This window comes from Achromobacter sp. 18P8.1.1 (genome assembly GCF_057799415.1).
In genome coordinates, this window is the sequence record NZ_JBYOKH010000062.1 from 1 (window position 1) to 26,419 (window position 26,419).

The 26,419-nt window shown below is 67.0% G+C and carries 22 protein-coding genes; 11 read left to right on the forward strand and 11 right to left on the reverse strand.

Going from position 1 to position 26,419, the window contains the following annotated elements; genetic code table 11:
• A partial coding sequence (locus AC27VE_RS27215; protein ID WP_488705492.1) for an MFS transporter occupies positions 1-630 on the forward strand: 630 nt, incomplete at its 5' end.
• Here the strand turns inward: AC27VE_RS27215 and AC27VE_RS27220 are convergent.
• Positions 587-1,471 carry a LysR substrate-binding domain-containing protein gene (locus AC27VE_RS27220; protein WP_280027784.1) on the reverse strand — a complete coding sequence of 295 codons (885 nt, stop codon included), beginning with the start codon at positions 1,469-1,471 and terminating at the stop codon, positions 587-589. The two genes, AC27VE_RS27215 and AC27VE_RS27220, sit on opposite strands and share 44 nt — an antisense overlap.
• A gap of 126 nt (positions 1,472-1,597) precedes the next feature.
• Here AC27VE_RS27220 and AC27VE_RS27225 point away from each other — a divergent pair, with 126 nt between their 5' ends.
• Positions 1,598-2,266, forward strand: a complete 669-nt coding sequence (locus tag AC27VE_RS27225; protein WP_488705493.1) for a flavodoxin family protein — start codon at positions 1,598-1,600, stop codon at positions 2,264-2,266.
• Here AC27VE_RS27225 and AC27VE_RS27230 read toward each other — a convergent pair.
• The 6 genes from AC27VE_RS27230 to hmpA form a co-directional block, all read right to left on the reverse strand.
• The gene (locus tag AC27VE_RS27230) at positions 2,212-3,018 is read right to left on the reverse strand and encodes a helix-turn-helix transcriptional regulator (protein WP_488705494.1); all 807 of its coding nucleotides are present in this window, start codon (positions 3,016-3,018) and stop codon (positions 2,212-2,214) included. The genes AC27VE_RS27225 and AC27VE_RS27230 overlap by 55 nt on opposite strands.
• 18 nt (positions 3,019-3,036) lie before the next feature.
• Complete coding sequence (locus AC27VE_RS27235; protein WP_488705495.1) at positions 3,037-3,996, reverse strand: proline dehydrogenase family protein; 960 nt, start codon at positions 3,994-3,996, stop codon at positions 3,037-3,039.
• A gap of 112 nt (positions 3,997-4,108) precedes the next feature.
• Positions 4,109-5,023: a DMT family transporter gene (locus AC27VE_RS27240; RefSeq protein WP_427957570.1), complete on the reverse strand. Its 915-nt coding sequence runs from the start codon at positions 5,021-5,023 to the stop codon at positions 4,109-4,111.
• 166 nt (positions 5,024-5,189) lie between these two features.
• Positions 5,190-6,437, reverse strand: coding sequence for a D-amino acid dehydrogenase (locus AC27VE_RS27245; protein WP_488705496.1), 1,248 nt, complete (start codon positions 6,435-6,437; stop codon positions 5,190-5,192).
• A gap of 163 nt (positions 6,438-6,600) precedes the next feature.
• Positions 6,601-7,038 (reverse strand): Rrf2 family transcriptional regulator, encoded by a 438-nt coding sequence (locus AC27VE_RS27250; protein WP_006226900.1) that lies wholly within the window; start codon positions 7,036-7,038, stop codon positions 6,601-6,603.
• Between the two features lie 58 nt (positions 7,039-7,096).
• Entirely contained in the window at positions 7,097-8,314 is a 1,218-nt protein-coding gene (hmpA, locus tag AC27VE_RS27255; RefSeq protein WP_424625810.1) for an NO-inducible flavohemoprotein, read from the reverse strand.
• Between the two features lie 150 nt (positions 8,315-8,464).
• On the opposite strand from hmpA, the gene AC27VE_RS27260 reads away from it, so the two are divergent.
• Complete coding sequence (locus tag AC27VE_RS27260; protein WP_006226902.1) at positions 8,465-8,926, forward strand: GatB/YqeY domain-containing protein; 462 nt, start codon at positions 8,465-8,467, stop codon at positions 8,924-8,926.
• Positions 8,927-8,940: 14 nt separating this feature from the next.
• Here AC27VE_RS27260 and dinB read toward each other — a convergent pair whose 3' ends face one another.
• Positions 8,941-10,023, reverse strand: coding sequence for a DNA polymerase IV (gene dinB / locus AC27VE_RS27265; protein WP_035213961.1), 1,083 nt, complete (start codon positions 10,021-10,023; stop codon positions 8,941-8,943).
• 106 nt (positions 10,024-10,129) lie between these two features.
• On the opposite strand from dinB, the gene AC27VE_RS27270 reads away from it, so the two are divergent.
• Positions 10,130-10,546: a PaaI family thioesterase gene (locus tag AC27VE_RS27270; protein ID WP_088590429.1), complete on the forward strand. Its 417-nt coding sequence runs from the start codon at positions 10,130-10,132 to the stop codon at positions 10,544-10,546.
• Between the two features lie 24 nt (positions 10,547-10,570).
• On the opposite strand, the gene AC27VE_RS27275 is transcribed toward AC27VE_RS27270, so the two are convergent.
• Positions 10,571-11,026, reverse strand: coding sequence for a BPTD_2524 family lipoprotein (locus AC27VE_RS27275; protein WP_088590428.1), 456 nt, complete (start codon positions 11,024-11,026; stop codon positions 10,571-10,573).
• Positions 11,027-11,220: 194 nt separating this feature from the next.
• On the opposite strand from AC27VE_RS27275, the gene AC27VE_RS27280 reads away from it, so the two are divergent.
• Complete coding sequence (locus AC27VE_RS27280; RefSeq protein WP_377785540.1) at positions 11,221-13,128, forward strand: S9 family peptidase; 1,908 nt, start codon at positions 11,221-11,223, stop codon at positions 13,126-13,128.
• A 29-nt stretch (positions 13,129-13,157) separates the two neighbouring features.
• On the opposite strand, the gene AC27VE_RS27285 is transcribed toward AC27VE_RS27280, so the two are convergent.
• On the reverse strand, positions 13,158-14,384 hold the full coding sequence (locus tag AC27VE_RS27285; RefSeq protein WP_488705497.1) for a sensor domain-containing diguanylate cyclase: 1,227 nt from the start codon (positions 14,382-14,384) through the stop codon (positions 13,158-13,160).
• Between the two features lie 556 nt (positions 14,385-14,940).
• On the opposite strand from AC27VE_RS27285, the gene pgaA reads away from it, so the two are divergent.
• Genes pgaA through pgaD form a run of 4 tightly spaced genes read left to right on the forward strand, consistent with a single transcriptional unit; the run spans position 14,941 to position 21,258 of the window.
• On the forward strand, positions 14,941-17,412 hold the full coding sequence (gene pgaA, locus AC27VE_RS27290) for a poly-beta-1,6 N-acetyl-D-glucosamine export porin PgaA (protein ID WP_488705498.1): 2,472 nt from the start codon (positions 14,941-14,943) through the stop codon (positions 17,410-17,412).
• 32 nt (positions 17,413-17,444) lie between these two features.
• Positions 17,445-19,481 carry a poly-beta-1,6-N-acetyl-D-glucosamine N-deacetylase PgaB gene (pgaB, locus tag AC27VE_RS27295; protein WP_488705499.1) on the forward strand — a complete coding sequence of 679 codons (2,037 nt, stop codon included), beginning with the start codon at positions 17,445-17,447 and terminating at the stop codon, positions 19,479-19,481.
• Positions 19,478-20,815 carry a poly-beta-1,6-N-acetyl-D-glucosamine synthase gene (gene pgaC, locus AC27VE_RS27300; RefSeq protein WP_088590423.1) on the forward strand — a complete coding sequence of 446 codons (1,338 nt, stop codon included), beginning with the start codon at positions 19,478-19,480 and terminating at the stop codon, positions 20,813-20,815. Before pgaB ends, pgaC begins: the two co-directional genes overlap by 4 nt.
• Positions 20,812-21,258, forward strand: a complete 447-nt coding sequence (pgaD, locus tag AC27VE_RS27305; protein ID WP_006226911.1) for a poly-beta-1,6-N-acetyl-D-glucosamine biosynthesis protein PgaD — start codon at positions 20,812-20,814, stop codon at positions 21,256-21,258. The genes pgaC and pgaD overlap by 4 nt, the downstream gene beginning before the upstream one ends.
• Before the next feature lie 20 nt (positions 21,259-21,278).
• Here pgaD and AC27VE_RS27310 read toward each other — a convergent pair whose 3' ends face one another.
• Complete coding sequence (locus AC27VE_RS27310) at positions 21,279-22,556, reverse strand: MFS transporter (protein WP_088590476.1); 1,278 nt, start codon at positions 22,554-22,556, stop codon at positions 21,279-21,281.
• Positions 22,557-22,720: 164 nt separating this feature from the next.
• Between AC27VE_RS27310 and AC27VE_RS27315 the strand changes: the two genes are divergently transcribed.
• A complete protein-coding gene (locus AC27VE_RS27315) occupies positions 22,721-23,539 on the forward strand; it encodes an AraC family transcriptional regulator (RefSeq protein WP_088590421.1) in 819 nt (272 codons plus the stop codon).
• 225 nt (positions 23,540-23,764) lie between these two features.
• On the forward strand, positions 23,765-26,386 hold the full coding sequence (locus AC27VE_RS27320) for a penicillin-binding protein 1A (protein WP_488705500.1): 2,622 nt from the start codon (positions 23,765-23,767) through the stop codon (positions 26,384-26,386).
• Positions 26,387-26,419 lie beyond the last annotated feature (33 nt).

Genomic DNA, 26,419 nt, shown 5'->3' on the forward strand with positions numbered 1-26,419 from the left:
ATCGGCGTCATGTGCAGCCCGCAATTCGCGGTGTTGACGTTCGCCACCGTGTTCCTGCACGACTTCAGCCAGGCGGGCATCGGCACGCTGACGGGCGTGATGGTCGCCGTGCAACTGGGCGCCATGGTGGCGCGCATCGCGGCCGGGCATTGGACGGATCGCCATGGCGACCGGCGCGCCTTCCTGCGCCGCTGCACCTGGCTGAGCTGCCTGCTGTTCGCGGCGCTGGGCGCCGTGGCCTGGGCAGTCGACGGCGCGCCGGGCCGCCCGGGCGTCGTGTTGGCGACCGCCAGCCTCCTGGCGGCGGCAGGCATCTGCGCGTCGGCCTGGCACGGCGTGGCCTATACGGAATTGGCCACCTTGGCGGGCGCCTCGCGCGCCGGCACCGCGCTGGGCATGGCCAACAGCTGCGTCTACCTGGGCCTGTTCCTGACGCCGCTGGCCATCCCGCACGTGGTCGCGGCAAGCTCGTGGCCGGTGACCTGGGTGATCGCCGGCCTGTGCATGTTGGCGGCGCTGCCGCTGCTTCCCCGGCCCGTGCCTCGGCACGCGCTCACCCCCAAGGCACTGGAACCGGCGCCGCGCGCTACCCCAGGAACTCCTGGCTCAACCAACCCAGGAACGCCTTGACCGGGGGGTGCCGTTCGCGGCCCGGCGCGCACAGCGCGGTGTAGGCTGACCCGGCCACGCGCACGTCAGGCCGATACGCCGCCAGCGTGCCGGCGGCCACGCTGTCCGACACCATGACGGAACTGGCCAGCACCAGGCCCTGCCCGGCAATCGCCGCCTGCAGGGCGTAATGCTCTTCCGTGTACGCATGCACCGCCGCCGGCTTGCGCCACGACGGCAAGCGCGCCGCGTCGCACCACGCCTGCCAGCCCAGGTCATACAGCTGGGAGTCGCGCCAGTGCACCGTTACCAGCGCTGGCGCGCGTTTTCCTGCCTGCGCCACCATCGAAGGCGCGCCGTATACGCCAAACGACTCCGGCAGCCGGCACGCGGCGTGCAAGGCCGGATAGGCATGCGGGCTATAGCGGATCGCGACATCCACGCTGGCGTCCTGCAGCAGGTCCACAGGATCGGCGTTGGCGTTCAGGCGCAACTGGTATTGCGGATAGGCGTCGTAGAAGCGCCCCAGCCTGGGCACCAGCCACAGCGCCGCGAAGGAATGCGTGGTGGACACCGTCAACGCGCCCGAAGCCGGCGCCGGCCGCAAGGCGTCCAGCGTTTGCGCCACATCCAGCAAGGCGCCGTGCACGCTGACGAACAGGCGCGCGCCCTTGTCGGTCAGCCGCACGCCGCGCGGCACGCGGTCGAACAGCGCGAACCCCGCCTGCCGTTCCAACGCTTTGATCTGGTGCGACACCGCGGTGGGCGTCACCGCGAGTTCGGCCGCGGCCAGCTTGAAACTGCGCAGCCTGGCCGCCGCTTCAAACGTACGCAGCGCCGTGACCGGAAGGTTGGCAAACATGAAAAACGGCCCTATACATGAAATGAATTCATCGTAACCAAGGAATCGTCATTTGTCGCGGCGTCTTGGCCTGCCTACATTGACGGTCAAGCATGAACCACGCATGCCGAATCCAAGGATCCCAACATGAATTCAAATCATCAAGAAAAAAAACTGCTCATTCTGGTGGGCAGCCCCCGGCGCGACGGCAACAGCGCAGCCCTGGCCGCGGCCGCGCAACGCGGCGCCGACGCGGCCGGCACCGCCACCACCCTGCTGTTCCTGGACGACTACATCCAGGGCTTCCTGCCCGACCTGCGCCACGGTTCCGCCCCGGCCGACCGCTACGGCGAACTGTTCGGCGAGTATTTCCTGCCTGCCGACGGCGTCCTGATCTGCACGCCTGTGTATTGGTACGGGATGTCCGCGCAGGCCAAGGCGTTCTTCGACCGTTCCTTCACCCATTACGCGGGTTCGGGCTCGGAGCCGGAACGGGTCAAAGCCGCCATGACCGGCAAGCGCTTGGGCCTGACGGTCGTGTCCGAGGAAACCTATGCCGGCGCGGCGCTGGGTATCTTGCATCAGGTGCAGGAATACGCGCGCTACACGCATTCGGACTTTGTCGGCTATGTGCACGGCGCAGGCAACAAGCGCGGAGAAGTCGCGGCGGACCCGCGCCAACCGCTGCTGGCAGCCGAACAACTGGGCGCCGCCTTTTTCACGCGCAAATACTCCGACTACCGGATGGAGACGCCCCGCGCTCACAACGTGTGGGACGCGCCAGCCCGTTGCAGCACGCCGGGGGTGCTGCCGTAAACCTGCTTGAAGACACGGGTCAGGTGCGCTTGATCCGCGAACCCCACCGCATGGGCCGCCTGCGCCAGCGGCAAGCCATCGCGCAACAGCACCCGCGCCCGCGCCACCCGCCAATTGCGCAGCCAGGCCTGCGGCGGCAGGCCGTAGCGGCGGGCAAACTGCTTGACGAGCGTCGTGCGATGGCGGTCTTGCGCCTGCGCCAGCGCTTCCAGATCCGGCGCGCAGGACGGATCGGCGGCCATGCGTTCGCGCAGCAAGGCGCAGACGTCGGGTGCATCGGTCAAGGCCGGGTCGCCGGCGCCGGCGTGCGCAGCCAGCAGCCCGAATAAGCCGGCGGACAGGCGTTCGCGGCGCGCCGGGTCGGGAATCGGGTCCGGCGTCAGCGCGGCCAGCCATTGCGCGCACAGGCCTGGCGCCGTGATGACGGGCCCCGGCAAGCGCGCGCCGTCGGCGAACAAGGCGCGCGCGTGGTCGTCGAACCACTGGGCGTCGATGTACGCCATGCGATACGTCAACGGCGCGGCCGAGGTGCCGCCGGTATGGACCTGGCCGGGCGCGATCACCACCACGTCGCCCTCGCTGGCGGCATGAGCCTGGCCATGTACCGTGAAGGTGCAACGGCCGTGCTCGATGGCACCGATGGACCAGGCGTCGTGGAAATGTGGCGCATAGCGATAGGCGCGCAAATCCGCGATCAGCACGTCGCCGGGCAGGCCGGCGCCGCAATGCCAGATGTGTCGAGAAGCCGCCATGATGCCTTCAGGCTGTGGCTAGCTGAAATAGTGCCTGTCCGAGGTCAGGGAACGGGCCAGCAGCCACGCGTTACGAGGATTCTCCCCCACCCGGCGGATGGCGTACGGCCACCAGTCGCCGCCGAACGGAAGATAGACCCTGACGTTATAGCCCAAGCCGCGCAGCGCCAGTTGCCAGTCGGGGCGCACGCCATAGAGCATTTCGAATTCGAAGCCATCGGGCGGCCACCCGCGCTCGCGCGCCAGCGTCATGATCGCGCCGGCCAGGCGGTCGTCATGCGTGCCGAAGACGGGATGGAAACCCGCGTCGCGCGCCTCGCGCGACAGCATGATGGACGCCGCGTCCAGATACGCCTGATCGATGCCCGCGCGACCCGCGTGATCCAGCGCGCGCTCAGGAAACGCGCCTTTCACCAGACGCAGCGAAGTCCGTTGCCGGATCGCCCACGTCAGGTCTTCTGGCGTGCGCCGGCGCCGCGCCTGCAAGGTCAGGCCGACAGGCAGGCCCGTTTCCTGCAAGCTGCGGTGCAGTGCGCAGGTGCGGTCGCGGATGGCGGCGTCTTCCATGTCCAGCACCATCCAGTCCTGCCCGCCGCGCGCGGCCCGCGACACCGCCGCGGCGATTCGCCGGGCGTTGTCCTCGCCCCGCGCATCGCTGTCCATATAGCCGATGGCGGTGGGATCCACTGACACGTGCACGTCCAGGCCCGCCCTGCCCAGCACGTCGCAGGCGTCGATGGCCTGCGCCACGTTGTGCTCGATGGCGGCCGGGTCCGCCACGTATTCGCCCAGATAGAAAAGCGACGCCCGGATGCCGTGCGCGTCGCGCAAGCGCAAGGCGGTCTGGACGGCGGCCTCCACATCCGCGCCGCCGACGAAACGGCGCGCCAGTGACGACCGGGCGGCCATCGCCCGCATCGCGCGGCCCATCATGGGGCTGCGCGCCAGCGCGATGGTGGTTCTTTGGAAAAGGCTCATGGGCGCTCCCGCTAAAGCACCGCACTATCGCGCGACGGGAAGCGCCTGTATTGAACGCCCGTGAATCAGCGGTCGGGGGCCGGTTGCCCCTGAAAGCAGCCCCGCACTGACCCTAGACCTTGCCAGCCGCCAAGGCCCGGGCGGGCGCGCGGCCGAACAGTGGACGCTGCACCGTCTGCGCCAGCAGCACGCCCGCCAGCGTCACCGCCCCGCCCAGCAGGTGGTATCCGTGCAACTGCTCGCGCAGCATCACAAACGCCGCCAGCGCCGTGAACAAGGGCAGCAGGTTGATGAAAATGCTGCAGCGGGTGGGGCCAAGCCGGTGCACGCCCTCGATCCACAGGTACGACAGCAACACCGACGAAAAGATGCCGGCATAAAGGATCAGCGGAATGGTGTTCACGTCCAACGCAGCCTGCGCCGCCGGCACGCGCAGATAGAGCGGCAGCATGTAGAGCAGCGCGAAGATCGACTGCACGAACGTGGATTGCCAGGCGGGAACCGGCACCTTCCAGTGGCGCAGCAGCACCCCGTACAGCGCATAGGACATGGCGGCCAGCAGCATCAGCCCGTCGCCCATATGGATGCCGTGCTGGAACACGCTGAGCATGTCGCCCTGCCCCACCAGGTACAGCAGCCCCAGAAACGACAGCACCCCGCCCGCGGCCATGCCCAGCGTCAGGGGATCGCGCAGGATGACGACGCTAAGCAGCATGCTCAGCAACGGAATCAGCGCCGTCAGGATAGCCATGTTGGTGGCAGTGGTGGTTTCAGCCGCGCGGTAGGACAGCGCCTGGAACACCGCCGACGACAAGGCGCCGTACAGCGCCAGCTTGGGCCAGTGCCGCAGGATGACCTTGCGGTTGCGCCAGGCCGGACGGGCCGTGAACAGGCCCATCAGTACCAAGGCCAGCACCAGGCGGTAGAACGTGATTGCCGTGGGCGAGATGGCGCTGGCGGCCATCTTGGACACGATGACATTGCCCGCCCAGAACAGGATGGCGAACAAGGGGAACAGATAGGACATGATGAATGCGCTCGCAGGAGGAGGATCGGATCCCGCTGGAACTGCCGGCAAGCCGGCGGGCGCTGCGGGATGACCGCTATCCTATTGAGCGTGCGCGGGCCCGTCTGCCGATGAAAAGGCAGCCGCTATCGCGAAATGGACATGCCGACCCAGCCGGCCGGCGCGTTCACGGCCGGAACGGCGCGGGGTCCAGCGGCAGTTCCAATCCCGCCATCTGGGCCGTCAGCAAGGCCGCGCTACCGCAGGCCAAGGTGAAGCCCAGCGCCCCTTGGCCGATGTTCAGCCACAGGTTGTCGGCCGCAGCGGCGCGCCCGATCAGCGGCTTGCCGGTAGGCGTGGCGGGGCGCAGGCCCGCCCAGGGAATGGCCTGGCGCAAGTCCAGGGAAGGAAAGGCCTCATGCACCTGCCGCTTCAACAAGTTCACGCGCGCCGAATCGATGTCCGCATTGGCGCTGCCGATATCGACCATGGCTGCGATCCGCAGCACGCCGCCCACGCGGGCATAGACGATGCGCCGTTCATAATCCGTCACGCTGATGCGCGGCGCGACGGCGTCGTCATCCGACAGCGGCACGCTCAGGCTGTATCCCTTCAGCGGATACAAAGGCACATCCTGCCCCAGCGGCTTGAGCAGGGCGCGCGTGCCGATACCAGTGGCAAGCACCACGGCGTCGGCGCCGATGTCGCCCTCGCGGGTGTTCACCGCCACGATGCGGCGGCCTTCGCGCTGCAGGCCGGCCACCGGATTGGACATGACGCATTCCACATTGCCCAGCGCCTGCAGGCGGTCGAACAAGGCTTCGGTGAACTGGCGGCAATCGCCCGCCTCTTCGCTGGGGGTATAGATAGCGCCGGCCAGCTTGTCGCCCATGGCGGCCAGCGCGGGCTCCATCGCCAGCGTCTGCGCGGCGTCCAGCACCTGCTGCTCGGCGCCATGCCCGGCCTGATACGCCACCAGCGCGCGCGCCTTGTCCAGCAGGGCCGCGCTGCGGTAGGCAATCAGCTTGCCGTTTTTCAAATGGCCAAAATCCAGGTCTTCCTGCGCCAGCAAGGTATGCATGACGTCGCGGCTCAGGTAGGACAGCCCCAGCAGCTGCGCGGTCGAGGCCTTCGCGACCGATGCGCGGCAGGCCAGCGCGAACTGCAGGCACCACCGCCATTGATGCGGGTCCAGCCGAGGCCGGAAGCGCAGCGGGGAATCCTCGCGCAGCAACCAGCCGGGCACGCTGGGCAGCACGCCCGGCCCTGCCAGCGGCGCGACATAGCTATAGCTGAGCTGGCCGCCATTGGCGTAGCTGGACACCTCGGCCGGCCGTGCCTGGCTGTCGACCAGCACCACATCGTGACCCTGGCGCGCCAGGAAATAGGCGGACGTCACACCGACAACGCCCGCACCGATTACGCAAACGCGCATACCTGAATCCTGAAAGAAGTCTGCCTACTACCCCCTACCCGGGGCGCTTGTGCCTTGGGGCCCCAAGGCAAAAGACGGGGAACAGCCTCTATTCTGGAACGCCTGCCGGGAACGCGGCAAATGCCAAAGCCGGCAGCATCCATAACAAAACGTCATGACCCGCCTAGGCGGCGCGGTGCAGCTTGATGATGGCCGCAGCCGTGGGGTCGCGCACCAGATCGGCCAGCGTATAGCCGTTCAGCGCGTCGTAGAAGGCATTGAGCGTTTGCGCCAGCACGCCTGCCAGGCGGCAGGAACCGTCCAGCGCACAGGGTGGCTCGCGACAATCGATCAGCGGGCCCTGCTGTTCCAGTTCGCGGATCAGGTCGCCCACGCGGTATGCCGACGCAGGGCGCGCCAGGCTCAGGCCGCCGCCTTTGCCGCGCGACGTGCTGACCCATTCCCGCTGCGCCATGAAGTGCACCACCTTCACCAAGTGATTGCGGGAGACGTCGAAACGCCCCGCGATCTCCGGGATGGTGACGGCGGCAGGCCGGTCGCGACATTGCGTCAGGTACATCAGCACGCGCAAGCCGAAGTCGGTGAATCGGGTCAGTTGCATAGGATGGAAGACAGGTTGCCTGGCGGTCCAGGCAGATCAGGCCGCCAGGATACACCGGTCAGGCCGGCGCGCCGCCACTGCCGAAGGCCTCGGCGTGGATGCGGTCAGACCCCACGCCCAGCGCAAGCAACGCTTCGCGCTGCGCCAGCATGAACGGGGCCGGACCACACAGGTAGTAGTCCGCGCCGGGCACGATGACCTCGTCGCGGATGGCCCGCAGGTCCAGCCGGCCGGCGTGGTCGTAATCGCGTCCCGGCTCGTCGTCGTGGCCGACCTCTTCGTAGAACACGGCCTTGCGCACATTGCCCCGTTCGGCGGCGATGCGGTTGACGTGGTCCTTCATGGCATGCACCGACCGGTTGCGGCAGCCGTGCACGAAGCGGATCTGACGTTCATCGTTGTTGCGCACCAGATGATTCAGGATCGACACCATCGGCGTCAGCCCCACCCCGCCGCTCAGCAGCACGACGGGCGCATCGCTGTCCGCTTTCAGATGGAAATCCCCCTGCGGCGGCGCCACGTCCAGCACGCCGCCCTCTTCCAGGCGATCGTGCAAAGCATTGGACACGCGTCCCGCGGGCGTCTGCGCACCGGCCGGTTCGCGCTTGACCGAAATGCGCAGGCGATCCTGCCCCGGCGCATCCGACAAGCTGTATTGGCGGGGCTGCATCAAGCCCAGTTCAGGCACGTAGATGCGCACCGACACGTATTGCCCCGGCTGATAGGCAGGCACCGCGCCGCCATCGGAAGGCGCCAGGTAGAAAGAGGTGATTTCAGCGCTTTCGACCTGCTTGCCCACCACGCGGAACGCCCGCCAGCCCGTCCAGCCGCCGGGCTTGCCGGCCGACTCGGCGTACAGGCGCGCCTCTTCGGCGATCAGCAGATCCGCCAATTGGCCATAGGCGGCGCCCCAGGCGTCCACCAGCTCATCGGTCGCGGCCTCGCCCAGCACCTCGCGGATGGACGCCAGCAGGTGCTTGCCGACGATGGCGTAGTGCTCGGGCCGGATGCCCAGGCTGACGTGCTTGTGCACGATGCGGGTCACCACCGGCATCAGCACGGAGGGGTCGTCGATGTGTTCGGCGTAGGCCGTCACCGCGCCCGCCAGCGCGTGCTGCTGCTGGCCGCCGGCCTGGTGGGCCTGGTTGAAGACGTGCTTCAACTCGGGATTGTGGTCGAACATGCGTGCATAGAAATGGCGCGTCAGCGCCACGCCATGCGTCTTGAGGACGGGGGCCGTGGCTTTGACCAGTGCACGGATTTGGGGGCTCAACATCAGGTGCTCCTTGGGTTGCGAGCGGGCTCGCTTTTAAACATGCATTTATAATACATCTTTAAAAGCGAGCGGCAAAATACGACCCATGCCGCGCCGGCCTGCCCGGTTTACACTGGCGGATTGCCGCAACACCACACAAAAGGTTCACCCATGAGCACTGCTACGCTCAAGACCCGCCTCTCTGATTCCGTCAAGGACGCGATGCGCGCCAAGGCCGCCGAGCGCCTGACGACGCTGCGTTTCCTGCTGGCAGCCGTCAAGCAGAAGGAAGTGGACGAACGCCGCGACCTGACCGACGCCGAGATCACCGCCATCATCGAAAAGCAGGTCAAGCAGCGCCGCGAGTCGATCGCCGCGTTCGAACAGGCCGGCCGCACGGAAACGGCGGATCAGGAAAAGGCCGAAATGGCCGTGCTGCAGGAATTCCTGCCGCAGGCCGCATCGCCTGAAGAAGTGGCTGCCGCCATCGACGCCGCCTTGGCCGAAGTGGCCGCGCAAGGCGTGACCGGTGCGCCCGCGATGGGCAAGGTCATGGCGCTGCTCAAGCAAGCCCTGGCCGGCCGTGCCGACATGACCGCCCTGTCCCAGCAAGTGAAGGCCCGCCTGGCCTGATCCGAAGCGGGCAGTTAGAACGCGCCGCCGAACAGATCCGGCTGGCGCGCCTGCTCGGCGGGATCGGCAAAATTGCTCATCCCCACTCCTGCCAGCCGGTACAGGGTTTCCGGCGGCAATTCCACGCGTTCGCACAGCAGCTTGGCCACGGCGGCGAGTTCCGCCGCCGATCCCGGCGGATTCGGGCTGGTCTGGCTGCGCGTCAGGATGCGGAAACGGTCGGTCTTCAACTTGAGCACCACCGTCCGCCCCAGCGCGCCCTTCTTCAGCGCCTGGTCCCACACCCGGTCGGCCATGCGGTCGATGGCGTCGCCCAGCGCGTCCAGCCGGATGTCTTCCGAAAACGTCGTCTCCGCGGACACCTGCTGCAACGGCTGGTCGGTCTGCACCTCGCGCTCGTCGATGCCGCGCGCCAATTCGTACAGGCGCCTGCCGTAACGGCCGAAGTAGTGCTCAAGCTCTTCCGCGCTGTGCGTGGCCAGGTCGCCCACGGTGTGGATGCCCAGTTGCTCCAGACGGGCCTGCGTCACCTTGCCCACGCCGGGCACCTTGCGCACCGGCAAGGGCTGCAAGAAGTCCAGCACCTTGCCCGGCCGGACGACGAATTGGCCATCAGGCTTGTTCCAATCAGACGCGATCTTGGCCAGGAACTTGTTGGGCGCGATGCCCGCTGACGCGGTCAGCCCGGTCTCTTCCCGGATCTGGTGCCGGATGACCTGCGCAACTTCCGTGGCCGACGGCAGCCCGCATTTGTTGATCGTCACGTCCAGGTAGGCCTCGTCCAGCGACAGCGGTTCGATCAGGTCCGTATGGCGGGCGAAAATCTGGCGGATCTGGCGCGACACCTCGCGATAGCGGTTGAAGTCCGGCGGCACATAGATGGCCTGCGGGCAAAGCCGTTCCGCGCGGACTGCGGACATGGCCGAATGGATGCCGAAGCGCCGGGCTTCGTACGACGCGGCGCACACGACCGAACGCGGGCCGGTCCAGGCCACGACCACCGGCTTGCCACGCAGTTCAGGGTTGTCGCGCTGCTCCACGGACGCGTAGAACGCATCCATGTCCACATGCACGATCTTGCGCATAAGTTCAGACATTCCGCTTGGGGACAAGAGGCCGGCCCGGCGATGCGCTGGCGGCCACTGCAAAAAAATATATTATGACCGGCTGATCCCGCTTTCCCATTCCGCCCACAACCGATCCATGAACGCAACTGCCCAAACCGATTACTTTGGCCTGACGATACCCTTCATGACCTTCATCGGCCTGGTGCCCGAGAGCATCGCGCCGGCTTACGCCCGCACCTCGCTGCCCTGGCGCGAAGACCTGACCAACAGCCGCGGCGACGTGCATGGCGGCACGCTGATGAGCGTGCTGGACTTCACGCTCAGCGCCGCCGCCCGCGGTTCTGCCGATGCCACCGAAGGCATGGCCACCATCGACATGAACACCACGTTCCTGTCGCCCGGCACGGGCGACCTGGTCATCGAGGCGCGCTGCCTGCGCCGCGGCGCGTCCATCGCCTTCTGTGAAGGCGACATCCGCCGCGCCGATGGCGAGCTGGTCGCGCGCGCGACGGCCACCTTCAAGATCATCCGCCGTCGTCCGGGCGGCGATTGACCCGGGCGCCTCGCTGCGGCCCGCCTACTTCGGCAAGTCGCGCGACGGCTTGACCGGCGGCCGCGGATCCAGCGGCATGTAGGTGCTGCACGAGGTGATGCTGTAGTAGATGGCGTCCTGCATCGCGCGCATCGCCGCCGCGTCCCAGGTGCCCTTGCCCCACATCACGATGCGCACGTCGGTGCTTTTCTCACCGGCGGCCTTCAGGTCGACGCGCGTCATTTCATTGTCGGTATACGGCGCCAGCACGCGCACGACAGCCGACTGCGCGCCTTCATTCAGATCGGGGACCACGCGGTAGGCGTTGTCCGTACTACGCAGGCAGTTATTCGACTGCCGGATCACCGCGGCGTAGGCATCCTTGAAGGCGACCGGCGCCTTGAACTCGCTGTGCGGCGACGTGCCGTCCTGCGAAATGCCCAGCGAGCACCCCGCCAGGCCCAGCGCCAGCGCCGATGCCGCGACCAGATTCCTGTACATGTAATTCTCCAGATGAATTGCCGCGATTATCCCGCAAACCGCCAGGCGGCATAAGTGGGGCCGGTTCGACACTGCCCGCGCGACTATGGCATTATCGACGAGCCGTCGGCGCCCGGCGCCGGCAGGCACCGTAGTCCGCCAATGCCCAAGACGTAAGGCATTGAAATCACGGAGGTCTCCCCTTGTTTTCATTCATGACGCGCACCGTTCTCGCCGCCAGCATCGTCGGCACCACCCTGGGCGGCTGCGCCACCCCGCCGCCCCCCCGCGCCTACCCCCTGAAAGATTTCTTCCGCAATCCGGAACGCGGCTTCTTCCGCCTGGCCGAAGACGGCCAGACCCTGGCCTTCATGCAGCCCACCAGCGTGGATGGCAACCCGGCCCGCATGAACATCTATGTGCAGCCGCTGGAAGGCAGCAAGCTGGTGGGCGAGCCCCGCCAACTGACCAGCGAAACCGCCCGCGACATCAGCAATTATTTCTGGAAGGGCGGCGACGTCGTCCTCTACCAGAAGGACTTCGGCGGCGACGAGAACTACCACGTGCTCGCCGTGAACGCCAAGACCGGCAAGATCACCGACCTGACCCCGTATGAAGGCGCCCGCGCCAGCATCGAAGACGACCTGGAAGACGATCCCGACCACGTCCTGATCAGCCACAACCAGCGCAACCCCGAAGTGTTCGACGTCTACCGCGTCAACGTGCACACCGGCGCCGCCGTGCTGGTCGCGCAAAACCCGGGCAACATCGTCGGCTGGCAGACGGACCACGCGGGCAAGGTCCGCGCCGCCGTCACCAGCGACGGCCTGAACACCACCCTGCTCTACCGCGACGACGAAGCATCGGAATTCCGCCCGCTGATCACGACCGACTACCGCACCAGCGTCAGCCCGTCGTTCTTCACCTTCGACGACAAGAAGCTCTACGCGCTGAGCAATCGCGGCCGCGACAAGTTGTCGCTGGTGGTCATCGATCCGGCCAAGCCCGACGCCGAGGAAGAAGTCTTCACCCCCGACACCGTCGACCTGGACGGCGCGGGCTACTCCCGCAAGCGGCGCGTGCTGACCTTGGCCGCCTACCAGACCGACAAGCCGCAATTCAAGTTCTTCGACGCCCAGTCCGAAGCACTGTTCAAGACGCTGTCGGCAAAGCTCTCGGGCTACGAGATCGCGCTGCAAGGCTCCAACCGCGACGAAAACAAGTTCATCGTCGCCGCCTACAACGACCGCACGCCGGGCTCGCGCTACATCTACGACGCCACCACCGACACGCTGACCAAACTGGCCGACATCAACCCGGCCATCCCGGAAGCGGACATGGCGCACGTGCGCCCGATCAGCTATCAAAGCCGCGACGGCCTGACCATCCACGGCTACCTGACGCTGCCCGCCGGGCGCGATCCCAAGAACCTGCCTTGCATCGTGAACCCGCACGGCGGCCCGTGGGCGCGCGACGGCTGGGGCTACAACCCCGAAACGCAGTTCCTGGCCAACCGCGGCTTCTGCGTGCTGCAGATGAACTTCCGCGGTTCGACCGGCTACGGCCGCGCCTTTTGGGAAGCCAGCTTCGGGCAATGGGGCCTGAAAATGCAGGACGACATCACTGACGGCGTCCAATGGCTGATCAAGGAAGGCATCGCCGACCCCAAGCGCATCGGCATTTACGGCGCCAGCTACGGCGGCTACGCCACCCTGGCCGGCGTGACCTACACGCCGGACCTCTATGCCGCTGCAGTGGACTACGTGGGCGTGTCGAACCTGTTCACGTTCATGAAGTCCATTCCGCCGTACTGGAAGCCCATGCTGGACAAGATGCAGGACATGGTGGGCCATCCGGAGCGTGACCACGACCGCCTGGCGGCCACCTCGCCGGCGCTGCATGCGGACAAGATCAAGACGCCGCTGTTCATCGCGCAGGGCGCCAAGGACCCCCGCGTGAACAAGGATGAAAGCGACCAGATGGTCAAGGCGCTGAAGGCCCGCGGCATCGAAGTGGAATACATGGTCAAGGACAACGAAGGCCACGGCTTCCACAACGACGAGAACAAGTTCGAGTTCTACGAAGCGATGGAGAAGTTCCTGACGGAGCACCTCAAGCCCTAGCTCGCGCTGCAAGGAACCTCGGACCGGCGCTAGTCCCCCGAGGCTTCCTGGGCGGCCAACTGCGTGTTGGCCGCCACACTGCCCACCTGCACGCGACCCGCGCCGCGCCCGGAAAATGCCATTTCCACGCGGTCGCGGCCTTGTTCCTTGGCGCGGTACAACGCCACATCGGCGCGCGCCAGGATCACGTCGGCGCTGTCGCCCGGCTGGTAGGACGCCAGGCCGCCGCTGGTCGTCATCTGCACTTCGCCTCCCTGCAAGTACAGCGGCGTATCCCGCAAGGCGTCGCACACCCGCTGCGCGTGGATCAACGCCCGCGCCGGATCGCAGTCGTACATCAGCAGCACGAACTCTTCACCGCCCAGCCTGCCGAAGCGGTCCGAATTGCGCACCGCGTTCTGCACGACCTGCGCGTAATGCCGCAGCGCCGTGTCCCCGGCCGCGTGGCCATAGCGGTCGTTGATGGATTTGAAATGGTCGATGTCCAGCACCAGCACCGCCAACTGGCCGCCCATGCGGCTGCACCGCTGCAATTCGTGGTCCAGTTCATCCAGGATGCTGCGCCGGGAATACGCGCGGGTCAGGCTGTCGAACGTCAGCGCGGCCTGCATCTGTTCCGACAGGCGGGTCTGGATCAGCAGCAGCAAGGCCAGGAACAGCGCGGGCACGGTGACCGATCCGCAGACAATGAAGAACAGCCCCCAGGATGACGGTTGCAGCAGCGAGACAGGCGGCGCCAGGCCAGCGGCGTAGATCACCGCGCGCACTGCATGCAGGCCGGCCAGGCCGAAGGTCGCCAACATCAGGTAAAGCGTCACGCCGCTCGTCTGGATCTCGGTGCGCTGCTGGTAGATCACCCGGCCCGCCATTGCCATATACACGCAGGTGTAGACCGAAAACAGCACCATGCGTCCGACCAGGTTGTCCTCGCCGTACAGCATTACGGCAAACGCCAGCAGACACATCGCACTGATACCCAGGGTGCGCACGATGTGCGGGCGCAGGCCGAAGAACTGGCGCAGGCCCACATAGACCAGGCCCACCGCGCACACCCACGCCGCGTTCGACGCCATCACATAGACGCCTGCGGTAATGAACTCGGCCGACGCGTACGACAGCATGGACATCACGGCCAGCGCGTTGGCCGCGATGAACGCCTGGACGCCGCCCACGCCGCGCGCCTGGAAAGGCAGCAGCAGCGGCAACGCCAACGCCGTAGCCAGCCCCCACATCAGGAAGAACAAGGAAGTCGTCATGGTTTTTGCCGGGTCGCGCCTTCAGGCGCTTGCCGTCGCTTGGAATTGCCGTTGCACTGGGTTCGTAAGTGGAGACGCGTTACACGTCAGCATTTTTGATGCTTTTTGTTACCAGAAGGACAAATAGACGCACGGCACGCAGGACGACCAAGAGCCGCCGCGAGACGAGTGCGATTTATCCAGAACCTTTACTAGCCGCGCCAGGACGATTGCACGGTATGCGACGAAGAATACGCCAAGGGGAACTCGTCAGGATCGTCCTTTGCAGTAATTGACAGTTGAATTTGCGGAAAACCCCTACAGTCCCATTTGTCGCAGGGGCCGCAAGAAGCCCCTCGACCACGCCCTACGGGCGTGGCGCGTACTAGCCATGCACCGCCTCAGCGCGCGTGCGAAGGTCCCCGTAGCGGGCGCCGCGCAGTCCAAACCACATGTTCGCTTCCCTTCCCGAGGGCGCCCCGCGCGCCGCTCGAGTCGCTGCCGGTTCTGCCGCCAGCGCGCCCCCAGGGCGGCGGAGCTATGAACATCCCTAGTCGCAACTGCGGAAGTACAACAGATGCAAGATAGAGGACCCAAGCAACCCCGGGTTGCCCGAACGACATTGCGCCGACTGGCCGCCTGCGCCGCCCTGGCGCCCGCCCTGGCTCTGGCAGGACCGGCGGAGGACTACGACGCCCTGATCATCCGCGCCCGTGCCGGCGACTACGAGCCCGCGCTGGCCATGCTGCGCCAGCAAGGGCCGGCCGCTGGCGCCCGCGTCGTCCACGATCACATCATCATCGCCAGCTGGGCCGGCAAACCGGCCGAGGCCATCGCGGCCTACGAATCCCTGCACTCCGGCACGGCGCTGCCAGGGGACGTCCAGTTGGCAGTGGCCCGCGCCTATCGCGATGAACGGCGCTGGCCCGAAGCCCAGGCCGCCTTCCGCGAAGGATTGCGCCGCTACCCCGGACAGCCCGCCTTCACCGCTGGTGAAATCATGACCCTGGCCGACGCCGGCCAATTCGACCCGGCTCTGGCCGCGGGCCGCAAATGGGTGGCGCGCCAATCCAAGAGCCCTGATGCGCGCCTGGCGCTGGCCTATGTCCACGCCCGCCAGGGCCAGCCCTTTGAAGCGCTGCATCAGACGGATCTGGCGCAAGGCCTTGCCCCCGATTCCCCTGCGGTGCAACGCGAATACATCTACGCGCTGCAGCGCGCCCGCATGGCAGACACGGCGCTGGAACGCGCGCGCCAGCATCCGGACCTGTTCAATGCCGCCCAGATGCGCGGCTTCGAGGCCGATGCGCTGGCCCAGCAGGTGCGCCTGGCGGCGATGCCGACGCGCAGCGAGGCCGAACGCTTCGTGATCGCCGACCGCGCGCTGGCCCGTTACGACGTGCTGATTCCCGCCTGGCGGCAATTGGGCGACGCGGCGCGCGACGACGTGACGCGTGCCCGCATCGACCGCCTGCACGCCCTGCATGCACGCGTGCGCATGGCCGACCTGACGCAGGAGTACGAAGCCCTGGTCGCCGAAGGCGTCCGCGTGCCGCGGTACGCCTTGAACGATGTGGCCTCGGCTTATCTGTACCTGCGCCAGCCTGAACGTGCCCGCGACCTCTACCAGCAGGTCGCCGCTGACGACGCCTTCAACAATGACGATCCCGAGCAGCGGCTGGCCAACCAGACAGGGCGCTACTACGCGCTGGCCGAAGGCGAGCAATACGACGAGACGGGTGCGGTGACCGAAGCCGTGCAGTCGGGCTATGCCCCCTGGCTTTACTACAAGGGCCAGGCCACCCGCATGCCGAATGATCTGAACCTGGAAAGCAGCCAGACGCTTGCCGCCGCGCGCCTGCAAGCCGACGACACCGTTGCCGCGCAAACCAGCCTGCAAGACATGGTCGCCAACGCGCCCAACAACTCCGGCCTGCGCAGCGACCTGGCCGGCCTGTACCGCGCACGGTCGTTGCCGCGCGCCGCAGAGGCCGAACTGAAAATGGCCGAGACCCTGGCGCCTCGCAGCCTGGGCGTGGAAAACGGCCAGGGTTTCACCGCGCTGGACCTGCAGGAATGGCGGCAGGCGGAAGCGCTGTCCGCCGATACGCTGGCGCGCGCCCCCGAGAACCTGACCAGCCGCCGTCTGGCGCGCGAATGGGAAGTCCACAACAAGGCCGAATTGCGCATCAGCGGCTATCGCGGGCTGGCCTCGGACAGCCCCGTCAACGGCAACGGTGACTTTGGCATCGACGCCGTGCTCTATTCCTCGCCCATCAATTACAACTGGCGCGTGTTCGGCGGCGGCGGCTATGCGGCCGGCGACTTCGAGGAAGGCCGCGGCAACTACCGCTGGCTGCGCACCGGCGTGGAATGGCGCGGCCGCGACCTGACCGTCGAAGGCGAAGTCTCCACCAACGATTACGGCCATGGCGTGAAACCGGGCGTGCGCCTGTCGGCCGCCTACGACCTGGACGACCACTGGCAGATCGGCGGCTCGGGGGAAATCATGTCGCGCGAGACGCCGCTGCGCGCCTTGACCAACGACATCTCGTCCAACCGCCTGACGGGATTTGTGCGCTGGCGCGCCAACGAACGGCGCGAATGGACGCTGGCGGTCGCCCCGTCGCGCTTCAGCGACGGCAACCGCCGCTGGGAACTGGGCGTGAACGGCCGCGAACGCGTCTACACCGCCCCGCACCTGAAGGCGGATCTGGAGCTGGACCTGTCGTCCCAGCACAACACGCGCGACGACGCCCCCTACTTCAACCCGAAGGCCGATTTCATGGCGGTACCGGGCGTACGCCTGACGCATACGCTTTACCGCCGCTACGAAACCGCTTGGGAACAGATCGGCACGCTGGGCGCCGGCACCTACAGCCAGCAGGGCTACGGCACCGGCGGCGTCCTGGCGCTGGGCTACGGCCAGCGCTACCGCGCCAACGACGTGCTGGACATGGGCGCGATGGTCACTGGCATCAGCCGCCCTTACGACGGCGTGCGCGAACGCGAACTGCGCATCGTGTTCGACCTTGCCTATCGCTTCTGAACCTCCATCCGAACCTGGACCCAGAACCCGTCATGCCGCTTAACACCCCTACCCGCTTGATCCTGGCAGGCTTGCTGCTGCTGGTCATCCTGGCCCTGACCGCCTGCGCCAAGGACATCCCCGTCTTCACGCCGCCGGCCGAGCGCCCCGTGGCTCCTGCCGAGCAGGCCTGGAAGCCGGATCAATTCCTGGCGCTGGCCTATCACGACGTCGAAGACGATGATCCTGACCAGGGCTTCCTCAGCGTGCGCACCGACCGGCTGGTCGACCAGTTGGCCTGGCTGCGCGCCAACGGCTACCAGGCCGTGTCCGTCGATCAGATCCTGGCCGCGCGCCAGGGCGGCCAGCCGCTGCCCGAACGCGCCGTGCTGCTGTCGTTCGACGACGGCTACCGCAGCTTCTACACCCGGGTGCTGCCTATCCTGAAAGCCTACGACTGGCCCGCGCTGCTGGCTCCCGTGGGTGTCTGGATGGATACGCCGGCCGACAAGCCGGTGGACTTCGGCGGCAGCCCCGAGGCGCGCGATCGCTTTTTGAACTGGGACCAGATCCGCGAAATCTCGCGGTCCGGCCTGGTGGAAATCGCCGCGCACACCAACGCGTCCCACTACGGCGCCCTGGCCAATCCCCAGGGCAACACCGAACCGGCTGCGGCCATTCGCGCCTACAACGCACAGACCCGCCAATACGAAACCGAAGCCCAGTTCAATGCCCGCATGGGCCGTGACGTAGCCGCCATCACCGAGAAGATCCGCCGCGTCACCGGCCACGCGCCCCGCGTCTGGGTCTGGCCCTATGGCGCGGAAGGCGGCTCCACGTTGCGCATCGCGGGCGAGCACGGCTATCAGTTGGCACTGACGCTGGAAGACGGCGCCGGGCGGTTGGGCCGCCTGATGTCCACGCCCCGGCTGCTGCTATCCAGCGACCCGGCGTTGAAACCCTTCGCCAACAGCGTCGTCGGCATGGAAGCGAACCCCTTCATGCGGGTGGCGCACGTCGATCTGGACTACGTCTACGACCCCGATCCCGCGCAGACCGACCGCAACCTGGGTGAACTGGTGCAGCGCATCCTGGACATGCAGATCAACACCGTGTTCCTGCAGGCGTATGCGGATCCCGAAGGCGACGGTCTGGTGAAGTCGGTGTACTTCCCCAACCGCTGGCTGCCCATGCGCGCCGACCTGTTCAACCGCGCAGCCTGGCAATTGCACAACCGCGCCAACGTGATGGTTTACGCCTGGATGCCAGTGCTGGCCTTTGACCTGGACCCGTCGCTGCCTCGCGTCACCCGGTGGGACCCCGAGGCGGCAGGCGCGCCGCAAGCCGACCCCGACCAATACCGCCGCCTGTCGCCCTTCGACGCCACCGTGCGCGCCCGCATCGGCGACCTGTACGAAGACCTGGCGCGCTACGCGATCTTCGACGGCCTGCTGTTCCACGACGACGCCCTGCTGTCCGATTTCGAAGACGCCAGCCCCGCAGCACTTGCCGCCTACCGCGCGGCCGGCCTGCCCGGCAGCATCGCCGACCTGCGTGCGGATCCGGACACCCTGCAACGCTGGACCCGCTTCAAAAGCCGCGCTCTGATCGATTTCACCGCCAGCCTCACGCAGCGCGTGCGGGCCGTGCGCGGGCCCCAGATCAAGACCGCGCGCAACATCTATGCGCAGCCCGTCCTGAATCCCGAATCCGAAACCTGGTTCGCGCAGAACCTGGACGACTTCCTGGGCGCTTACGACTGGACCGCCCCCATGGCGATGCCGCTGATGGAAAACGTGCCGAAGGGCAAGGAGAACGCCTGGCTGGATGCGATGGTCGACGCCGTCGCCCGCCGTCCGGGCGCGCTCGGCAAGACCGTGTTCGAACTGCAAAGCCGCGATTGGCGCGCGGGCCCCGGCCAGCCCGAAGGCGCGCCCGTGGACACCGCCGTATTGGCCGGCTGGATGCAGCGCCTGCAACGGCGCGGCGCGCCCAGTTTCGGCTACTACCCCGATGACTTCTCGCAGGACCAGCCCCGGTTGCAAGGCATCCGGCCCGCCCTCTCCGAAGCGTGGTATCCCATCCGATGATCGACCGTCTGCTCGCCCTGATAATCCTTTGCGCGGTGCTCGGCGCGCCGTTCGGCTTCACCTTGATGCTGACCGGCGAAGCGCTGCTGGGTTTCGTCTTCTTCTACCCCCTCTTCATGTCCGGCATGTGGATGGCCGGCGGCATCTACTTCTGGTGGCATTGGGAACGGCACTGGGCCTGGGGCAAGGATCGCCAGCCGCCCGTGCTTGCCGGCGATCCGCTGGTGTCCATCCTGGTGCCCTGCTTCAACGAAGCCGGCAACGGCGAAGAAACGTTGTTGGCCGCGCTGAACCAGAACTATCCGCACATCGAAGTCATTGCCATCAATGACGGCTCCAGCGACGGCACCGCCGCCATGCTGGACCGGCTGGCGGCATCGCAGCCGAAACTGCGAGTGGTGCACTTGGCTCAGAACCAGGGCAAGGCGATGGCGCTACGCATGGGCGCCCTGGCCGCGCGCAGCGAATACCTGGTCTGCATCGACGGCGACGCGGTGCTGGACCCGGACGCGGCCGCGTATCTGGTGGCGCCGCTGATCGACAATCCGCGCGTCGGCGCCGTCACCGGCAACCCGCGCATCCGCACGCGCTCGACGCTGATCGGCCGCATCCAGGTGGGCGAGTTCTCGTCGATCATCGGCCTGATCAAGCGTACGCAGCGCGTTTACGGGCAGGTGTTTACCGTCTCCGGCGTGGTGGCCGCGTTCCGTCGCGCGGCGCTGGATCGCGTGGGCTACTGGAGCCTGGACATGATTACCGAAGACATCGACATCAGCTGGAAGCTGCAACGCGACCACTGGTCGATTTTCTACGAGCCGCGCGGACTGTGCTGGATCCTGATGCCCGAGACCTTGCGCGGATTGTGGAAGCAGCGCCTGCGCTGGGCCCAGGGCGGCGCCGAGGTTTTCTTGAAGAACCTGCGCTCGATCTGGAGCTGGCGCCATCGCCGGCTGTGGCCGCTGGTGGCGGAATTCTGCCTGTCCACCGCCTGGGCGTTCGCGTTCGCGATTTCGGTGCTGCTGTGGGTCATCAGCCAGTTCGTCGCCCTGCCCAACCAGATGCAGATCGCCAGCCTGATGCCGCCCGCCTTCACCGGCATGATGCTGGCGATGGTGTGCCTGCTTCAATTCGCGGTCAGCATCCTGATCGACCGCCGCTATGAACCCGGCCTGACCCGCGCGCTGTACTGGGTCATCTGGTATCCGCTGGCCTATTGGATGGTCAGCCTGTTCACCACGCTGGTCAGCTTTCCCAAAGTCATGCTTCGCAAGCAGGCCCGGCGCGCGCGCTGGACCAGCCCGGACCGGGGCATCAAATCACCGGACGCATCATGATCATCACCACGCAACGCTCGCGCGCGGGCTATCTGTTCGACCTTCTGCTGACTGCCGTCGGCTGGTTCGCCTTCGTCTATCTGTTCGGTTCCGGCATCGTGGCCATCCTGCGCGCTGCGGCCGGCGGGCCCGACGTAGCCCTGTGGCCCGTCTTCCTGCCCACCGTGCGCACGCTCTGGGGATATGGGCTGCTGGCGCTGGCGAATGCCGCCTTGCTGGTGGGCTGGGCGATATACAACCACCGGCGCTTCGGCGGCAAGGACCGCCGCAAGCCCATCAAGCCGCTCTCGGACCATCGGCTGGCCAAGAGCTTCGCCGTCACGCCCGCCCAGCTTGCGCAGCTGCGCGCGGCCAGGGTGTCGGTCATCCATCACGGCGCCGAAGGCGAGATCCTGGACATCGAAAAAAGCCAGCCCCGCCTGCGCTCGGTCCAGGCGGGCTGAAGGCAAGCGGGCCCCGCGCCTTACCCCCGGGCCGTGCCCGCCCGGGGCTTCTCCACATTCGGCAACAGGATCGCCACCACGCCCAGCAGTGGCAAGTACGCGCACACCTGGTACACGTATTCCAGGCTGGTCGCGTCCGCCAGCTTGCCCAGCGCCGCGGCGCCCACACCGCCCATACCGAACGCGAAACCGAAGAACAGGCCGGCGATCATCCCCACCTTGCCCGGCACCAGTTCCTGCGCGTAGACCACGATGGCGGAAAACGCCGACGCCAGCACCATGCCGATCACCACCACCAGCGCGCCGGTCCAGAACAGGTTCGCGTAGGGCAACATCAGCGTGAACGGCGCCACGCCCAGGATGGACACCCAGATCACGATCTTGCGGCCGACGCGGTCGCCAATGGGCCCGCCCACCACCGTCCCCACCGCGACCGCGGCCAGGAACAGGAACAGGTACAACTGCGCCTCGCGCACCGACAAGCCGAACTTGCCGATCAGGTAGAAGGTGAAATAGCTGTTCAGGCTGGCCAGGTAGAAGTACTTGGAAAACACCAGAACGCCCAGTACCGTCAAGGCGCCCAGCACCTGGTTGCGCGACAGCCCGTTGCCCGCCCCGTCGCGTCGCGCACGCGGCTTGAGCCGTACGCGGTTGGCGCTGTACCAGCGTCCGATCCCCGTCAGCACGACGATGCCGAACAACGCCGCCAGCGAAAACCACGCCACGCTGCCCTGCCCGTGCGGAATGATGAAGAGCGCCGCCAGCAGCGGCCCCAGCGCCGAGCCCACGTTGCCACCCACCTGGAAGAGCGACTGTGCCAGACCGTGGCGGCCGCCCGAGGCCATGCGCGCCACCCGCGACGATTCCGGATGGAACACCGAGGACCCCGTTCCCACCAGCACGGCCGCCACCAGCAACCAGCCGAACGACGGCGCCACCGACAGCAGCAGCAAGCCCACCAGCGTGAAGCCCATGCCCACCGGCAAGGAATACGGCTTCGGATGGCGGTCGGTGTAGAAGCCAATGAACGGTTGCAGCAGCGATGCAGCCAGCTGATAGACCAGCGTGATCATCCCGATCTGCGCGAACGACAGACTGAACGACTCTTTGAGCATGGGATAGATGGCCAACAGGATCGACTGGATCATGTCATTCATCAGATGCGCCACGCTGATGGCGCCCAGCACCTTGAAGGCGGTGGACGGGTCGGACGCCGCCGGGGTGGCGGCCTGCGCGGAAGCGGGAGCGGGGATGGAAGCGTCCGTGACGCCGGCAACGGGGTTCTGGGCGGAATTCATGGTGCGCATGCAAAGGGGCAGGACCACCCGGCGCCATGCCGGGACCAGAGGACAGTGTAGGAATCCGGCGCGACTAAGATCTGCCAATTTTCGTCGCTTAAGTGACAAAATACGGCTACGGCGCTTTCACGGACCGCCTCATCCTTTTGTCGGAAGTGACACTCATGCCCGCTCGCCTGCCCTTGCCCGACCCCGCCCGCAGCATCAACGCCCAGGACTATCAGCACCTGCCCCGCGCGGTGACGGCCATGGCCAAGGAATTCCCGGCCGGCGCGCAGACCGGCGCCCACTCCCACCCCCGCGCCCAACTGATCTACGCGGTCGAAGGCGTGATGCGCGTCACCACGCCCAGCGGCTTCTGGGCGCTGCCGCCGCTGCGCGCGCTATGGGTGCCGGCCGGCGTGCCGCACGGCGTGGACATGGTGGGCGCGGTATCCATGCGATCGCTCTACATCCAGGCCGAGGCCGCGGCGGGGTATTGGCGGCAATGCCAGGTGGTCGAGGTCAGCGGGCTGCTGCGCGAACTGATCCTGGCGCTGACGGCGGCGCCCGTCGATTACCCGCTGGGCGGCCGCGAAGAACAGGTCGCCGCGCTGATCCTGTCCGAACTGGCCGCCGCCCGCGTGGTGCCCATCCAGATCCCGTGGCCGCGCGACCGCCGCCTGCAGACCATCTGCATGGCCATCCTGGACCAGCCGGGGCTGCAGCGCGGCATCGAAGACTGGGGCAGCGAAGTCGGCGCCAGCGCCCGCACCCTGATCCGGCTGTTCCAGGCCGAACTGGGCCTGAATTACCGGCAGTGGGTGCAGCAGGTGCGCCTGGCGGACGCGGTGTGCCGCCTGTCGCTGGGCGTGCCCGTCGCGCGCATCGCGGCCGACCTGGGCTACCGCAGCCCCAGCGCGTTCAGTGCCATGTTCCATCGGGCGCTGGGCGCGCCGCCGCAGCGCTACCTGCAAGACGCCGACGCGCTGAACCGACGCTGAATTCCGACAAAAGCGTGCAACTGGCCTTGCTGTTTGTCACGGCGCGCAATACATTTCACAGCGCATTCCTGTGCGCACGCGCGCGAAAGCCGCGCCCCGCGTATGCTAGACCCCGTCCCTATATTTACGTGGCACACGCCCCCCACCGCGCCCCGGCAAGTTTGGTTACTGAAACCTTATTGCGCCATGGCCGGTCTATAGCGTTCTGCCCTAGAATCGCCTGCAATGAGCACCCCCCAGCAATCCTCCGCCACCCCGGGCGGCAAATCGGGCCTTCCCTGGAAACGACTCCTGGTCAAAGCGGGCATCGCCGTGGCCGGCGCCGGCGTGTGCGGAGCCGTCCTGTTGGGGCTGGCCCTGGCGCTGGCCTGGCCCAGCCTGCCCGACCTGCATGCCATGACGGACTACCGTCCGCGGGTGCCGCTGCGCATCTATACGGCCGACAAGGTGCTGATCGGCGAATACGGCGAAGAGCACCGCAACGTGCTGCGCTTTGACGAGATCCCGCCCGTGATGCGCCAGGCGGTGCTGGCGGCCGAGGACGACCGCTTCTACAGCCACGGCGGCGTCGACTGGATGGGCGTGGCGCGCGCCGTGCTGACCAACGTCGTCAAGGGCTCGAAGTCGCAGGGCGGCAGCACGATCACCATGCAGGTGGCGCGCAACTTCTATCTGTCGTCGGAAAAGACCTACTCGCGCAAGTTCTACGAACTGCTGCTGACCTTCAAGATCGAGAACGAGCTCACCAAGGACCAGATCCTTGAGCTCTACATGAACCAGATCTACCTGGGCCACCGCGCCTACGGTTTCGCCGCTGCGTCGCGCACCTACCTGGGCAAGCCGCTGTCGGAAGTGACGCCGGCCGAGGCCGCCATGCTGGCCGGCATCCCCAAGGCCCCGTCGCGCTTCAACCCCATCACCAATTTCCCGCGCGCGGAAATCCGCCAGCACTACGTGCTGGGCCGCATGAAGACGCTGGGCTACCTGACGCCCGAGCAGGCCGATGAAGCCTTGAAGCAGCATCTGACGATCCGCGGCGCGGACGGCACCAGCGCGCGCGGCTTCGCCGTGCATGGCGACTACCCGGCCGAACTGGCGCGCCAGTTGATGTACGGCGTGTTCCAGGAAGAGACCTACTCCAAGGGCATCGACGTCTACACGACGATCGATTCCAAGGCCCAGGAAGCCGCCTATCGCGCCGTGCGCGACGGCGTGCTGGACTACACGCGCCGCGCCGTCTATCCCGGCCCGGAAGACCAGCTCGACCTGCCCGACGGCGTCGAGAACGATCCGCAAGCGTTGGACGAAGTCCTGGATGGCGTGCAGGACAAGGCGCCCGACAGCGAAGACCTGCTGGCCGCCGTCGTGCTGTCGGCCAGCCCCACGGAAGTGAAGCTGGCGCGCAGCGGACGCGACCTCATCACCATTTCGGACAAGAAGGCGCTGGCCGTCGTCGCCCGCGCCCTGAACCCGAAGGCGAGCGACAGCCAGCGCATCCGCCGCGGTTCTGTCGTCTACATCCACAAGACTGGCGACAAGGACACGGACAGCTGGGAAATCATCAACATGCCGGCGCTGCAGGCCGCGCTGGTGTCGATGACGCCCGAAGACGGCGCCATCCGCGCCATGATCGGCGGCTTCGACTACAACCGTGGCACCTTCAACCGCGTAACCCAGGCCTGGCGCCAGCCCGGCTCCAACATCAAGCCGTTCGTCTACGCCGCGGCGCTTGAGCGCGGCTTCACGCCCGCCACCCAGATCTCGGACCAGCCCTTCATGCTGACGGCGGCCCAGACGGGCTCGAAGGATTGGCAGCCCAAGAACGACGGCAACAAGTACGAGCCCATGCTGACCCTGCGCCAGGGCCTGTACCGCTCCAAGAACATGGTGTCGATCCGCATCCTGCAGGCCATCTCGCCGCAGTATGCGCAGGACTACCTGACCCGCTTCGGCTTCGACAAGTCCCGCTGGCCGGCGGTGCTGCCGCTGGCACTCGGCGCGGGCGGCGCCACCCCCTTGCAGGTGGTCAACGGCTACAGCGTCTTCGCCAATGGCGGCTATCGCGTCACGCCCTATCTGGTCGACCATGTGACCGACCGTTCCGGCAAAGTGCTGATGCAGGCGCAGCCCGTCAAGGCCGGCGACGAAGCAGCGCGCGCGATCGACCCGCGCACCGCCTGGGTCATGGACGACATTCTGCGCGGCGTCGCCACCAGCGGCACCGCGGCGCGCGCGCATCAGGTGCTCAAGCGCAACGATGTCGGCGGCAAGACCGGCACCACCAACGAAGCCGTGGACGTCTGGTTCTCGGGCTTCACGCCCGCGCTGGCGACCACGGTGTGGATGGGTTTTGACCAGCCCAAGTCGCTGGGCACGAACGAGTTCGGCAGCGGCCTGGCCCTGTCGACCTGGCTGGACTACATGCAGCCCGTGCTCAAGGGCGTGCCGGATGCCAAGCAGGCGCCGCGTCCGGACGGCCTGCTGGTGGAAAACGGCGAATACTACTTCTCGGAATTCCCGCCGGGCCAGGCCGTGGCGTCACTGGACCTGTCCTCGGGCGATGCCCTGACCGACTTCCTGAACAACAACCGCTCCACCGACGGGGTGGATACCTCGGTCAAGCCGCTGCCGACCCCCGGCGCGGCCTTGGCGCCGTCAAACCCGACGAGCGCCGTCCAGGCCCCGTTGATGCCGATCCCGGCGCCCCGCGCGGACAATGCGCCTGCCACGGGTTCGCCCGTCGCGGGGGCACCTGCCGCAGGTTCGCCTGCCTCCAATCTGGACAGCAGCGGTGTCAGCGCCAGCGCGGTCACCACATCCGCCCCCGTGATGGCCCGGCCCCTCTGATCCCGGCTGTCCACAGACACGAAGGGCGCCCGT

Bases quoted from the DNA above. Each gene is read 5' to 3' on its own strand.
- dinB (WP_035213961.1), bottom strand. From the start codon at position 10,023: ATGTCTGAACTTATGCGCAAGATCGTGCATGTGGACATGGATGCGTTC.
- AC27VE_RS27260 (WP_006226902.1), top strand. From the start codon at position 8,465: ATGAGCACTGCTACGCTCAAGACCCGCCTCTCTGATTCCGTCAAGGAC.
- AC27VE_RS27280 (WP_377785540.1), top strand. From the start codon at position 11,221: ATGACGCGCACCGTTCTCGCCGCCAGCATCGTCGGCACCACCCTGGGC.
- AC27VE_RS27225 (WP_488705493.1), top strand. From the start codon at position 1,598: ATGAATTCAAATCATCAAGAAAAAAAACTGCTCATTCTGGTGGGCAGC.
- hmpA (WP_424625810.1), bottom strand. From the start codon at position 8,314: ATGTTGAGCCCCCAAATCCGTGCACTGGTCAAAGCCACGGCCCCCGTC.
- pgaC (WP_088590423.1), top strand. From the start codon at position 19,478: ATGATCGACCGTCTGCTCGCCCTGATAATCCTTTGCGCGGTGCTCGGC.
- AC27VE_RS27285 (WP_488705497.1), bottom strand. From the start codon at position 14,384: ATGACGACTTCCTTGTTCTTCCTGATGTGGGGGCTGGCTACGGCGTTG.
- AC27VE_RS27245 (WP_488705496.1), bottom strand. From the start codon at position 6,437: ATGCGCGTTTGCGTAATCGGTGCGGGCGTTGTCGGTGTGACGTCCGCC.
- pgaA (WP_488705498.1), top strand. From the start codon at position 14,941: ATGCAAGATAGAGGACCCAAGCAACCCCGGGTTGCCCGAACGACATTG.
- pgaB (WP_488705499.1), top strand. From the start codon at position 17,445: ATGCCGCTTAACACCCCTACCCGCTTGATCCTGGCAGGCTTGCTGCTG.
- AC27VE_RS27320 (WP_488705500.1), top strand. From the start codon at position 23,765: ATGAGCACCCCCCAGCAATCCTCCGCCACCCCGGGCGGCAAATCGGGC.
- AC27VE_RS27310 (WP_088590476.1), bottom strand. From the start codon at position 22,556: ATGAATTCCGCCCAGAACCCCGTTGCCGGCGTCACGGACGCTTCCATC.
- AC27VE_RS27250 (WP_006226900.1), bottom strand. From the start codon at position 7,038: ATGCAACTGACCCGATTCACCGACTTCGGCTTGCGCGTGCTGATGTAC.
- pgaD (WP_006226911.1), top strand. From the start codon at position 20,812: ATGATCATCACCACGCAACGCTCGCGCGCGGGCTATCTGTTCGACCTT.
- AC27VE_RS27230 (WP_488705494.1), bottom strand. From the start codon at position 3,018: ATGGCGGCTTCTCGACACATCTGGCATTGCGGCGCCGGCCTGCCCGGC.
- AC27VE_RS27220 (WP_280027784.1), bottom strand. From the start codon at position 1,471: ATGTTTGCCAACCTTCCGGTCACGGCGCTGCGTACGTTTGAAGCGGCG.
- AC27VE_RS27315 (WP_088590421.1), top strand. From the start codon at position 22,721: ATGCCCGCTCGCCTGCCCTTGCCCGACCCCGCCCGCAGCATCAACGCC.
- AC27VE_RS27275 (WP_088590428.1), bottom strand. From the start codon at position 11,026: ATGTACAGGAATCTGGTCGCGGCATCGGCGCTGGCGCTGGGCCTGGCG.
- AC27VE_RS27240 (WP_427957570.1), bottom strand. From the start codon at position 5,023: ATGTCCTATCTGTTCCCCTTGTTCGCCATCCTGTTCTGGGCGGGCAAT.
- AC27VE_RS27235 (WP_488705495.1), bottom strand. From the start codon at position 3,996: ATGAGCCTTTTCCAAAGAACCACCATCGCGCTGGCGCGCAGCCCCATG.
- AC27VE_RS27270 (WP_088590429.1), top strand. From the start codon at position 10,130: ATGAACGCAACTGCCCAAACCGATTACTTTGGCCTGACGATACCCTTC.